This window comes from Eisenbergiella sp. OF01-20, from assembly GCF_003478085.1.
Taxonomy (GTDB): Bacteria; Bacillota; Clostridia; order Lachnospirales; family Lachnospiraceae; genus Eisenbergiella.
This window is the reverse complement of record NZ_QUES01000006.1, coordinates 14,814-28,452: the sequence shown is the minus strand read 5'-3', so window position 1 is coordinate 28,452 and position 13,639 is coordinate 14,814. Positions and strand designations below refer to the sequence as shown.

The 13,639-nt window shown below is 51.2% G+C and carries 7 protein-coding genes; all 7 read right to left on the bottom strand.

Features of this window, described 5'->3' with window-relative positions:
- Positions 1-187 precede the first annotated feature (187 nt).
- Entirely contained in the window at positions 188-2,515 is a 2,328-nt protein-coding gene (locus tag DXA36_RS09785; RefSeq protein WP_182478995.1) for a helix-turn-helix transcriptional regulator, read from the bottom strand.
- Positions 2,516-2,803: 288 nt separating this feature from the next.
- Positions 2,804-5,275, bottom strand: coding sequence for an alpha-L-arabinofuranosidase C-terminal domain-containing protein (locus DXA36_RS09780; protein ID WP_118678964.1), 2,472 nt, complete (start codon positions 5,273-5,275; stop codon positions 2,804-2,806).
- A 64-nt stretch (positions 5,276-5,339) separates the two neighbouring features.
- The gene (locus DXA36_RS09775; protein ID WP_118678622.1) at positions 5,340-6,857 is read right to left on the bottom strand and encodes a GH39 family glycosyl hydrolase; all 1,518 of its coding nucleotides are present in this window, start codon (positions 6,855-6,857) and stop codon (positions 5,340-5,342) included.
- Between the two features lie 57 nt (positions 6,858-6,914).
- A complete protein-coding gene (locus tag DXA36_RS09770) occupies positions 6,915-8,096 on the bottom strand; it encodes a serine hydrolase domain-containing protein (protein ID WP_207666352.1) in 1,182 nt (393 codons plus the stop codon).
- A gap of 125 nt (positions 8,097-8,221) precedes the next feature.
- Positions 8,222-9,946, bottom strand: a complete 1,725-nt coding sequence (locus DXA36_RS09765) for a family 43 glycosylhydrolase (protein ID WP_118678620.1) — start codon at positions 9,944-9,946, stop codon at positions 8,222-8,224.
- 100 nt (positions 9,947-10,046) lie between these two features.
- A complete protein-coding gene (locus DXA36_RS09760) occupies positions 10,047-12,047 on the bottom strand; it encodes a glycoside hydrolase family 31 protein (protein WP_118678618.1) in 2,001 nt (666 codons plus the stop codon).
- Positions 12,048-12,075: 28 nt separating this feature from the next.
- On the bottom strand, positions 12,076-13,605 hold the full coding sequence (locus tag DXA36_RS09755) for a carboxylesterase/lipase family protein (protein ID WP_118678616.1): 1,530 nt from the start codon (positions 13,603-13,605) through the stop codon (positions 12,076-12,078).
- Positions 13,606-13,639: the final 34 nt, after the last annotated feature.

The window sequence follows — 13,639 nt, the reverse complement described above, 5'->3', positions numbered from 1 at the left end:
GGTACCTGTTTTTGTTTGGCTCAACGTAACGGACGTCCACGTCATATACAAACGGTATCATAGATATCACCGGATAACAATTCCTCTGAAAATACACAAATTTCAAAATATGACGATACAGAAAAAAAGACTTCGTGATTTAAGTGAGTTTTTCTGCTCAAATCCGAGTCTTTTTTTGCACATCGTCTTATTTTTCTACGCCGTCATTATTTTCCCGGTCATCACGGATACTTTGGTTTTCCGGGTGTTTCCCCTCCGGACAATGTCCGATTTTGATACGGCTCCGGTATTTACCGGGCGTAATTCCTTCATAGCGCTTAAATGCCCGGATGAACACGTCGGAATTCACATAACCGCACTGCTCTGCAATCATCTTTATGGTATATTTATCATTCGGCAGCATTTCCTTTGCCTTTTTCAGCCGCACCATCTGGATATAATCGGAAATATTGATTCCCCATTCTTTTTTAAAACGCTTCGACAGGCTCGACATTTCAAGGCCAAAGGTATCTGCAATCATCCCGACAGACAACGAAACCTGTGCGTAATTTTTTTCCACATAAGCTTCCACCCTCTGGTTAAAGCCGTTTTTATTGGCGTCCTCCCGATCTTCGGTATCCGCAAAAAAGTGCAGTATGTCCTCAATGTTCTGCTCCAGCCCCGGTATGCTCTGTTCTTCCTTTAATTTATCATAAGCAAACCTGAGCTCTTCGCTGTACTCCGGCCTGACGGACAGCTCCCCCATAATAATATTGAAGATCCCATATAATTTACACTTAACATCATAAGGATTGCTGAAAAAGCTTTCCTTCAGCAGCACAAACATATTATTCAGAATCACCTCTGCGTTCCTGAAGCTTCCTTCCTCCAGGGCGCGTTTGAAATTTGCTTCATACTGATAATATTTACCATGCTTTGTATAAGGGCTTTTGGGGTATTCATGATATTCTTTAAAATTGATAGTTTCCAGAAGGCACTGTTCCATAGCCTCCATGGCCTCATCATATGCGTTTTTTAACTGTTGGAAGTTCTCCTTTTCCCTGCTCAGCGTACATATTATCCCTTCCTTTTGCAGCTTCTTTCTGAAATGATACAATTTATTTATCAGGACGGAATTCTCCTCAGCCAAACTATCATAATTCAGGATCAAAACAAGCATACCGTTCATCCACAGCGAATACATCTCTTTATCCGCGCCATATTTCGCTTCCATTTCTCTTTTTACAGCCAAATGAAATTCCTCACAAACGGACTGTGTATCAATCTCCTCCAATTGCGGGACATGGTAAAACAGCAGCACCCTGATGCAGCTGTACGCAAAACAAACATGGTAACTCTCCAGAATATCCGCATACGCCTTCCTGTCCTCCGTCTTCTGCATCAGCAGCTTCATTAAAAAATACCTCTGCAGATATTCCTCGCTGTTATGCATGGACCGCTCCAGGCTTTTTTTATCCGTCAGCAGTTTTGAAATAATCGAATAAAATGAACCGAAAATATTGTTCCCCGAAGCCGACAGTTTCTCTTCATCCAGCAACGCAATGGTGGTTGCTATTGAATTATACTCCTTCAGCCGGATAACGCGGAATATCAGTATCGTTGTCCCTATGGCAAACAGGAAACTTGCCATAATGAGCATATTCATTTTATCCGTCGCTTTAAAAATCTCCCCCGTATTCATCAGCAGGACATATTTCAGCTTATTTTTCTCTCCCTCCAGGCCATAGCAGTAATAATCTTTGTGATGCTGCACGGATAAATACTCCCCGTTTTCAAAGGTACGGATGCCCTTATCCTGTAATGTCTGATAAAATACCGGATCACTGACGTATACCGGCTCCTGCGTATCCGTATCTATAATGGCGGCAAAGGTAAATTCACTGCTGCTGAAAATCTGTGAGATAAACTGATTCCACCGCTCCAAATCCAGCCTCAGGATAAACTGATACCCTTTATTCTTATATAAAGCGCCTTTCATCGTGTCAATGTACAGAATATCTTTAATCTGCTGATCCTGATAGATGGTCACCAACGCCGAATGATACGTTTCTTCAAACAGATTCTGGTAATCCGGAATCTCTGTAAACAGGGCTTCCATCCTGTAGTCTTCCATGTCATTCACATAATAGTAGCCATTCGAATATATCAGCATCTGATCCGGCATATAAATAAGATAGTCCGCAACCATATGATTCGTCAGTATGACCTTGGAAAGATTCTTATTCATCTGAATCAGCTGATACCTTTGCAGGGCATCCAGACGTCCGTCCTTCAGCTCCAGGCTGATCAAAGACTCTTCCTGCTGGACAAAAATATTATACTGCTGAAATTCTTCCAGCTTTGTACTGATTTCCTGCCGGAACTGTTCCACGATAATTCTGTTGGCCGTTATCACTTCGGATCTTACAAGGTAGATGCTGAGCAGCCCCAAAAACAGGATTACAAACATTGGCACCAGCAATATCAGAATATAATACTGCAAAAGCGTCATATACCATGGATGCTTTATCTTCACCCTTTCCCCCTCCCTTCTCATCAGCCCGCCGCCAAACTCATCATCCCCCAATCCGGATGCGGCCGCGCCTTACGGATATGCGGTAAGCAGTATCTCTTCCGCAGGCGGCTGTATCAGGGTTATTGTACCATTTTTTATATGCGGTGTCTCCCCAATTGTAATGAATGCCGGTTACCGCTCCTGCTTTTGTGTTCTCTTTCTATGTTTTTTATCGGTCTTTTTACAAAAAAACTTCAGGGCTGCTGCCGGAATTTTTTAATTCCGGCAGCAGCCCTGATCCACACTTCCTTACTGCACCTGTATTTTAGCAAGCCTTAGCACATTCACCGAGTACGCCGGCGCCCCGTAATAAAAATGGGACGATGCCCCCGAATGGTTCTGTACCACATCATGTACCTTTTCCGGTTCCTCAAAGCTGTTTTCCGCCTGCTTTTCACCGGTGAGCAGAGTGACCTCATAGGCATCCTCCACTTCACAGTCCAGCGAAATTTCCACCGCGTCCTCCTCCGGCGACATATTCACTATCTTGAGAATCACCTCTTTGGGAGAGTCACAGACTACGGACGATAAAGAGGGGAAGCTGGGCACATCCACCTGATGGATGCATTCTCCGTTCACATACAGCTTCATCTGCTTTCCATCCGCCTCATACCTGAAATGGTTAAATTCCCCGTAACGAAGCTCTGCCTTACGCTCCTCATCCAGGTTCCTGTCACTGGGAAACTTCTGTTCACGGAAGGTGCTTATCCCCTTTTCCAGCGTCCAGAGAAAGGGCTTCACATTGGCTGCATTCCATTCTTTCGGCGGATGGGTTTCATCTGCCATATAGACCTCCTTCGGCATACGGCCGCTGTATACGCCCAGGCAGATCTCCCTTCCCTCTTCCGCATAGATATCGATGTCAAAAACCCCGGAGGTAACATGCTCTTCCCCAAATACGACAAAGACTCTGTCCTTATCCACCCGGTGAAGCGTTTCCGCCTCCGCCCTCTGTTCTTCATCCGGCGGCAGAATACGGCTAACTCTCTCTTCTTCCTTCACTCTTCCCATCAGTTCGTGAGAAATCCCCACAGGCGTTTTGTTCCAGGAAGCATTTCTGTAACGCAGGCCCGCCTGTCCCATCAGGGAGGCCATGCCCTTTACCGGCCGGTACAAAGTTCCGGTTTCCACATCCGCCTCCACCACATTCTCACCGCGGTTGTTTCCGAACATTTTCCAGACATAATAGGTTGGGATCGCTATGCTTTCCCGGTTATTAAACCGGATCAGGTTAGGGAACCATGCGTTGTAATCCACATTTTCAAGAAGCGGCGCATAGGAAGCCAGCTCCACCACATCCTGGTTGCGTTCCATGCCAACCAGGAAGGCCGCTTCTCCCAAAGCCCCGTACAGCTGCCCTACCCAGCCCCGGACTACCGCCAGCTCACCCAGAAAAATTTTCGGTTTATTCCGGTCATACTTATCATAGAAATTTACATTTTCCGCAAAGAATTCCGCCGTGCTGTAATAATGCTCATCCACGATATCCGCACCCAGCCCCTGCTCTTCCAGATGCGTATTGGCTATCAGGCGGATATGGGGATACCGTGCTCTGATGGCATCATAAAACATTTGATAGCGCGCTTCATAGGCAGGACCCGAATTTTCATTCCCGATTTCGATATAAGTAAGGCGGAATGGCTCCGGATGCCCCATTTTTGCCCGCAGGCTTCCCCATCGGGAGGTTTTGTCACCCACGGCATATTCGATCGCATCCAGCGTATCCTGAAGCATGGATGCCAGCTCTTCCCCTTCGAAAAATTCAGGCGACCTTCCCTGGCAGGTCATGCCGCAGTTGCACACATACAGCGGTTCCATGTCCAGATCCTCACACAGCTGCAGATATTCATGGAATCCCAGCCCGTTATAGCTGCGGTAATGCCACATCAGCTGATGTCCGGGCCGTTCCCAGACAGGTCCCACCACATTTTTAAACTGCATGGCTGTTTCCGGGGAAAAACCTTCCACAATACAGCCGCCGGGGAAACGGAGGAAGCGGGGATTCATATCCCTCAGCTTTTCCACCAGATCCCTGCGCAGGCCATGTCCCATATAGGTACCCTCCGGCATCAGGGAACAGAAGCCGAAATTCACTTTCCCCCCTTCCGGGCAGCGGATAACCAGCCTGGCGTTCCTGCCGTCCCCTTCCGCCGTAAAGCTTCCGTCATACCGCACATAGCCGCCGCCCTCCAGAAGAAAATCCATGCCTCCGAATTCGTGCCCGTCTTCTTCCACGGAAACCCTTATGTTTACCGGGACCTCCGTCCTGGCAAACATATAAAACAGATATTTTTCCCCTGCCTTCGGGGCGATTCCGCAAAAGCCGGTATTATACAGCTCGCCGCCCTCTTCAAAAGAAACGGCGAGAGATACCTGTCTGTGCGGATTCAGGGTATCGTTTCTGTCCAGAGCCATCTGGGCGTGATTTGTGTACCAGGCCGGAATGGGAGTATACGGCGTCCCGTTTTTCCTGACCCACCGGGAAAGCCCTTCCCCATGATTAAATTCATCTCTCCAGCCGGCCCTGCTGACGAGGGCATAGCCATCCTGCCCCGTGCGGCAGTCCTTCGGCTCAATGGAATCTTCAAAGCTTCTGTTCCTGAGAAGCTCCGGATATAACCCGCCGTCTCCCGCTCTGTTGATATCTTCGAAAAAAATACCATACAGATTGGGGGCGATCGGAAATCTTTTCTTTTCTGTACGAACTGTTATTTTGCCCATATACCTGTCCCCTCCTGGAAACATGCCTCCTTTTGGCGGTATATCTCCTCTTGCGGCATACCGCCTATTTGCCAATCACTCTTTTATAACAATATCCTCTGTCTCCTCCGGCCTTCACCGCAGATACCTCGAAATAAACCACTCCATTTTCCCGAACCGTCAGACAGACCTCCGCCGCTCCGTCCGTAAGCTTCTTCCTGTCCGCTTCCACAAACGGGCGCGCGCCTTCCTTCAGCAGCTTTTTCTGTTTTTCGGTAAGGCTTGACGGCTCTCCCATGGCATGCCACAGCTTCAGCGGATTACAGGTCACTTCGTCCACCGTCTTTTTCAGAATTGTGTATTCCTTTTCTTCGGAAACATCCATGGGCAGGCGGAACGTAAAGCCCCTGTCCTCTCCGCATCCCTCCATCGTCCGGTTCCAGGCGATACCTCTGTAGCTGCCGTCCTCTGTCCTTACCACCACCGCGTCATCCGAACGGTGTACGCAGGTTCCCTGCAAATCCTTAAAGAATTTGAAGATCCAGAAGGTAGGCTTGGGGATCCCGCCGTTTGCCACCAGACCGAAACCGCCGTGGAAAGGGGTAAAAGGAACGCCCTGCTCTTCAAAAATATCCCCGAAGGTCCAGTAGGAATAGGATTCGTTCATATCCCCCAGCCTGGAAAGCTGTCCGGCGATATAAGCCGCATTCTGGTTAGTATCGTGCAGAGGGCAGTTGGGTATGTAAGAGGTGTTGAACTCCGTAATATGGATTTCCATTCCCTGAAATTCCTCAAAGCTGTCCACGATATCCCTGGTCGTCTGCAGGTTGGCAAAGCCCTCCTCCGGCTCCCTCAGCTTAACATAGCCGTAATGACCGTCCTTTTCCGGTACTTCCGTCGTATAATGATGGCGGGTTACGAAATCCACCGGTATGCTTTCCTTCCGGCAGAACTCCATAAAGCAGCGGATCCATTTTTCGTCCTCCACGCCGCAGATAGCGGGACCGCCCACACGGAAGCGTTCGTCCACTTCCTTAACCGCCGCAAAGGTACGGGCAAACAGCTTAAAGTACTCCTCCATGTCCGCATCCTTCCAGAAGCCGGGAAGGTTCGGCTCGTTCCATACCTCGATAGGCCAGCCCGTCACCTCCTGCGCCCCGTAGCGGTCCATCAGATGCCGCAGCGTGGCCTGTACCAGGGCGCACCAGGCGTCATAGCTTTCCGGAGGCGTCACATTTCCTTTCCAGTAAAAGACGGTCTGCTCCCCGGAAGCCATTTTCTCCGGCATAAAGCCCAGCTCCAGGAAGGGGCGGATATGCAGCTTCCGATAGCTGTCCATCACCAGATCCAGATAGGTAAAATTATATTCCGCATACTTCTTCCCATTTTCGTCTGTGTACTCCTGATAGATAGCCATATCATCGGAAAACAGGCCGTGGCCGCGGATATGGGAAAATCCGATCTCCTCCTGCACCAGGGCCAGCTGCTCCTGGTATTCCTTCTGCAGCGCCAGACCCATACGGCCTGTGCCTACGCAAAACGCCACATTATTGTTAAACGGTACTTTTGTATCCTTTTCTACTGTATAGATTGTTTCTGCCATTTTTGATATCTCCTTCTTTTACCAAATGTAACTGTTCTCACAATATCATCAAATACTTTATAACAACCCGGACCAGATAATATTGCTCACGTTCCATAACCCCTCCGCATACCACTCTCCGGGGCGGTACGGCACGAACCACGCGGCGGCAAGCTGCTCCGCAGGATCGATAACCAGGGAACAGGAGCCGGCGCCTTCATGCATATAGGTCCCTTCCGAATAAAGAAAACCGGGGCCTTCCCTGCGATCAAAGCCAATCCCGTATTTTCGGTCAGCCACCCCGGCGTCCCAGCAGTTATCGGGAACATGGGAAAGCGCGGAGGCAGTCATCTTTTCCACCGTTTTTCTTCCCAGAATACGGACCTCCTCTAAGCGGCCCATTCCAAGCATCATGTTTGCAAAACGGATCAAATCCCCCGGCGTGGAAAAAAGCCCTCCCCCCGTTTCCGGGACCTGCTGCCAGAAGGAATCGGCTTCCTCCCCGCCGTTTACCGCACTTCCCACCTCTTCCTTCTCCTGCTCATCAATAAAATGAATCCGGTTCCGCTTTTTCGGTTCCGCCGGCAGGAAAAAAGTATCCTTCAGGCCCAAAGGGGATAAAATCATATCGCTTATATATTGCTCCGCCTTTTTCCCGCTGAGTTTTTGAATCACCGCACCTAACACGGCAAAGCCAAAGCTGCAGTACTGCCATTCCTCACCCGGCTGTTTTCTCATTCCGCAGGACAGGGCAGGTGTAAGCCAGTCGAACGCTTCTCCCGGCTTCCCGTTTTTTGCCGCTTCCTCTATATATTGCCAAGGAGATACAAAATAGGGATTGGGTAAGCATCCCGGATCCGGGGAAAGCCCCGAGGTATGGGTTAATAAATGAAACAGGGTAATTCCGTCAAAGGGCTTTTGTGAAAACTGGGGCAGAATATCGCCCACCTTCACATCAAGCCTGGTATAGCCATCCTCCACAAGCTTCATCACGGCCACCGCCGTAAAGGTCTTTGTAACAGAGGCAATCCCATGGATAGTATCGGGCTGCATGGGACCGTCCTTGTCATAATAATGAGCCAGCCCTATTCCGTTTTGCGCAATCACTTTCCCGTATCTGGAAATGCAGTAAGCGGCTCCTTCTATTTCCCCTCTTTCCATCATCCGGATGAAATGTTCATTCAATGCCCGGATACGTCCGGAATCATAGCCGGCTTCTTCCGGTAAACAATCTGTTTTTCCTATTGTTGTAATGCTCAAAGCACTCCCCCCTCTTTTCTTCCAGGGGAAAAGATTTTCCCCTGGAAAAGCCTCTACCCCTGAAACCAGGATTCCTCCCCGCGGGCAGCAGGCCCGTCCGGTACAAATCCGCTTCGTTTTCAGCCTCAGCCCACCACGACTTCCATCTCCACTCCTGCAAGCGCCGGATCCAGATCCCGCTGTGCCGACATGTCAAATACCGGTTCTCCCTGGATGGTAAAATGCACCCTGCGGATCCCGTCACAGCGGATATGGTGATCCAGCGCATCCTCCGCATGATAGGCAATCATCAGGTTCCCCTGGGCATCCGTAAAAAAGGAATTATGTCCAGGCCCGTATTCGCCTTCCACCGAATAGTAAGACAGAACAGGCGTGCCCGCTTTGTTCCAGACTCCGGTATCCAGCAAATCCGCTCCGGCCGGCGCCGTCAGCAGTCCAAGCGCATAGGTATAACCGTCCGCCGCCCCTCCCGAATAGGTCAGATATATCTTATCATTGGCGGTAAACGCATACGGCCCTTCATTGTTGATCGTATGATTCACGTTCTCCCAGCCGTAAAGGGGCCTGGAAAGAAGAACCGGTTCACTGGCAAGCTGCCAGGGAGCGGCCTCGTCCACAGCGGCAATATACAGCATGGAACCCGTATCCAGCGCCGTACCGATATTCCTGCGGTAAGACCAGATATAATAGGAACGCTTTCCCGTTTTCAGATACGTCATATCCAGCGTGATCCCGTCTTCCGTCAGCGGACGGCCGTCCATCCTCCGGATCCTTACCGGATCCTCCCAGCTTTCGGGATCCGTCAGGCTGCCGCCCTTTTTCAGCTTCATCAGATGGCACTGAGGCCCCCATTTCGTGCCGCTCACCGCAAACAGGATATAAAGCTCCCCGCCAATCACATGAAATTCCGGCGCCCAGAAGGTCTGCACAAAACCTCTCTCCTCATCCAACGCAAGGATCAGGTGCTGTTTCGTATCCTCCTTAAAAAGCCCGGCCACATCCTCCGACTCCCTTACATAAAAGCCCACATCATTCCGGTTATCGTCCGTGGCAATAAAGTAATATCGTCCTTCCCAGGGGAAAATAACGGGATCGCCGTAGCCGCAGGCCAGGGGAAACGTATACTGCTCATTTATCACGGTACCTCCAATGCGGTAAGTCCCCGGCCTGTTAAAATCAATCCCTCCTGTTTCCCATTTCACCTGCTTTAACGCCGAGGAACCGTCCGAATACATAACAGCCGCACGCACGGCTTCCACATCGCCCGCGTTACGGGCCATAATCCGTTCCGGCACCCGTACACCCACGCTGGTAAGTCTGCTCCAGCAAAGCGCCGCCCTGTCACACAGGCTGCGGCTTACCTCCACCGCATTTCCTGCCACGGCACCTTCCGGAAGTTTTCCGTCAAAAGCCGTCAGCGAGTCCGCAGACGCCTCCCGGAGCGATGCCACACAGGGAAGCCCGGAAAGCTCCGCCTGCCCGCAGTCCAGCAGCCCCAGTTCTTTAAACTCCTTAAAATCCGCAGTGGTCCAATACAGCAGCTTCCCTTCGCTTTCCCCATCTGCGCTTCCATCCTCATTGACCCGGACGGCCGCAATGACAAAGCCTCCCTGCGGCAGAGAAAGAACCCGGGGATCCCTTACCCCTTTGGGACAGATGGTATCTTCTTCGCTCAAAACTGCTTTGGCGAACAAAATCCCGTAATTTCCGTTCATGGCCTCATAGTTTTTCCCATCTAAGCTATAGGCAAGATGGATGCTCCGCGCCAGCCCGTCCGGGTATTCCTCCGCCGTCGTTTCCCGGGTATATACCATAATCCGGGCTTTTTTTTCTGCAAAATCCACTCCCATGTCTGTTTTCCTTTCATGACAGGCAACCGTTCAGACAGTCCTGACCTGCCGGAACGATTACCGTGATATTCCCCCTGCTCCGTACGGCAGATGCCAAGCATCAAATTTCCCCTATCCACTCCGCGTGTCTGTCCTCCCGAAGGAATACAGGTATCCGGCTGATATCCGCCGGCACCTTTACCGTCCTGCCTCCCTCATACTTCGTTCCGTCATAAATCAGGGTCCATACCGTTCCTTCCGGCAGGTATACCTCCCGTTCCCAGGCGTTTTCATAAACCACAGGCGCAACCAGCATATCTGCGCCGAACATGTACTGATCCTGAAGCTCCCAGCATTTCCCGTCCTCCGGGAATTCATAGAACATGGTACGGATCACGGGACGGCCCTCTTCATGGGCTTCCTTCATTAATTCCCTCACATACGGTCTCATTTTCTCCCGGAAACGGATATATTTTTCCAGGATCGGCGTATTGACATCGCCGAAGCTCCAGATTTCATTGTCCGCCCCTGTGGGCATAGTGGAGGATCCATCCGCATGGGTAAGCGGCGTCTGGGGCACCCGGTCTCCATGCAGCCGCATCACCGGACAGAAGGTTCCCCACTGGAACCAGCGTACCAGAAGCTGCCGGAACGCCGGATCCTTCGGATTCCCGCCGGAAAAACCGCCAATATCCGTAGTCCACCAGGGGATGCCCGCAATTCCCATGTTCAGCCCGGCGCAAAGCTGTCTGCGGAAGGTTTCCCAGTCGCTGTGAATGTCACCCGACCATACAAGGGCGCCGTATCTCTGGCTTCCCGCCCATGCGCAGCGCAGCAGGTTGACCGCGCTTTCCATCCCCGCTTCCATCTGCCCCTCGTAAAAGGTTCTGGCATACAGCTGGGGGTAGATATTGCCCACCTTGGTTACCGGTCCCATATAATAACGGTAATTATCATAATCATATACCGAGAATTCAGGCTCCGCTTCATCCAGCCAGAACACCTTTATCCCGTAATCATAATAATTTTTCTTACAAAGCTTCCATACATAATCCCTTGCTTTGGGATTGGTCGCATCATAGAAGGTATTCTCCCCTTCAAAACGCATGGCGATCTCCACGCCGCGTTCATTTTTAATCAGAAGCCCTCTTTTGCGCATCTCTTCATAATTCTCACTGGTCAGATTGATCTGGGGCCAGATGGAAACCATGAGTTCCATGCCGTATTCCCACAGCTCCTCCACCATCGCCTTCGGATCAGGAAAATCCGCTTCGTCGAAACGGAAATCGCCGCATTTGGGCCAATGATAGAAATCAACCACGATGACGTCCACCGGAATGTTTCGCCTGTGGTATTCCCTTGCCACGTTCAGAAGCTGTTCCTGGTTCCAGTAGCGCAGCTTGCACTGCCAGAAGCCCAGACCGTATTCCGGCATCATGGGAACGGTTCCCGTTGCTTTGCCATAAGCGCTCTCGATTTCATCGGGTGTATCCCCGGCCGTAATCCAGTAATCCATCTGGTCCGTATTTTCCGCCTGCCATTGGGTCAGGTTTTTCCCGAACATTACCTTACCCACCGCCGGATTGTGCCAGAGGAAGCCATAGCCGGCATCGGAAAGGACAAAAGGCACGGATGCCTGGGAATTGCGGTGGGCAAGCTCAAGCACGCAGTTTTTGACATCCAGAAGTTCCTGCTGGTACTGGCCCATACCGAACAGCTTTTCTTCCGGCTTTGCATGGAAGGTGACCGTCAGTTCATAATCCCCGCCCAGCCTTGCCTTAAAGTGTCTGGAATGGTTATTCAGCGCGCCCCCATGCCCTTCCTCTTTCAGAAGGAGTTCCCCCTTCTGATTATAAAAGCTGAGCTGGCAGCGTTTTTTCCACTGGTCAACCTCCAGCTTCGCCGTCACTTTTCCATTCGTAATGCCGGCGTGATATCCATCCTCTATCCGGATATCAGCCTCCGTTTCCTTCGGGGGAAGCAGGGCATAATCCGTATCCTTAATCTCTCCCATCATCACCGCCCTGACCCGCAGGGAATTTTCCCCCCACGGTTCAATACGCAGCAGTTCTCCGGCATTTTCAAACAAGACGGCATTCCCGTCCCGCGTTATATAATCCATAGCTTTCCCTCCTTCGCGCAATTGCAGGCTACAGTCCGGCCCTGGCCGGACCATCCTTTTCCCGGTCAGCGGCATCCATAATAAATTCCATTACCTCTCCCGCCGGTTTTATCTGCGCGGCCGGGCTTTCAAAAAAGGTCATGACGGCAGGCTTTTCCGTCAGAAAGGCATCCCACTTTTCCATAGGCGTCCCGTCCGCATCCGGGCCGTTAGGATCCCCCTTCTTTATAAATTCGGCCCAGTAATTGCACATCTGTCTGGCAAGATCATAATGCTTCCCGGTAAAAGGCCGCCAGCATTTCGCCAGCGTTTCAAAGAAAAACCACAAATCGGAGGAATGGAAAGCCCCCGGATCATCCTCTCCCGGTATGAAGGGACCGAATTCATATACATAACGGGGCTGCTTTGCCCCTGTTTTTTCCAGAAGGCGGCACATCCTGCGGATTCCCAGCTCCACAGAGCTTATGTACGCGTTCTCCTTAGCCGCTTCCGTTCCGGCTTCGGCATGGATTAAAGAAAGGAAATCCTGTGCCCTGTCCCCGAATTTTTCTTCCGCTTCCTTTTGGAGAGACTTTTCATCCGCTGCCTGAGGCATGGTGAAAAACTCATTGTTGGTTAAACCTGTCATGATGGGGACATCCAGAAGCCTGCCCGCCGCCATATTGTTCCAATAGGTATCGGTCTGGTAAACGCCGTCGGGAATGGTTCCCCAGAAAGCGCCGAAGGCATCGTTCTTATCCCGGATAAATTGGGCGGGAAGCGCCCTCGCTTCCGCAAGCGTACTGACACCCAGGTATGCAAAGAAGCGTTCTCCCTGTGCCAGCGCCTGTTCCTTTGTCAGCTTCATCCTATCCTGGAAGGGATCATAAAAGATGCCGCTTTCAATAATAGCCTTGCTGATATAGCCCTTGTTGGCAGGACAGTTCAGCTGTGTCAGCACACTTCCGCCGCCGGCTGACTGTCCCCCGATTGTAATGTTGTCCGGATCACCGCCGAAGGCGGCGATATTGCGCTTTGTCCAGAACAGACCGTACTGCTGATCCAGATTCCCGAAATTAGCCGGTGCCTCCGGCGCTTCCTCCCACAACTGGGGATGGGCCAGAAAGCCGAACACATTCAGCCGGTAATTGACCGTCACCACCACAATTCCCCTGCGCGCCAGGCGCTCTCCGTCGAATTCCATCTCCGCCGGATTTCCCCACTGCAGGCCGCCGCCGAAATACCACACATAAACAGGCAGTTTATCCTTTGTACTCCGGGCCGGAGTCCATACATTGAGGTAAAGACAGTCCTCCTCCATAGGAATTTCCGGATCCACATTCCATTCCTTCGTATAAATATTTGATTCATCCAGCCCCGGCGTGCTCTGCATGGATATGGGGGCGAATTCCAGGCAGTCCCGGATCCCCTCCCAATCCGCCGCAGGCTGGGGCGCCCTCCAGCGCAAATCCCCCACCGGAGGCGCCGCAAAAGGGATTCCCTTAAAGGAAATCACCCGCGGATCCGCCGCCGGGATACCGCGCACCAGACCATTTTCTGTTTTAACAATTTTTAACATCTCGAATCCTCCTTGTTTTGCGGAGCAAAATGCG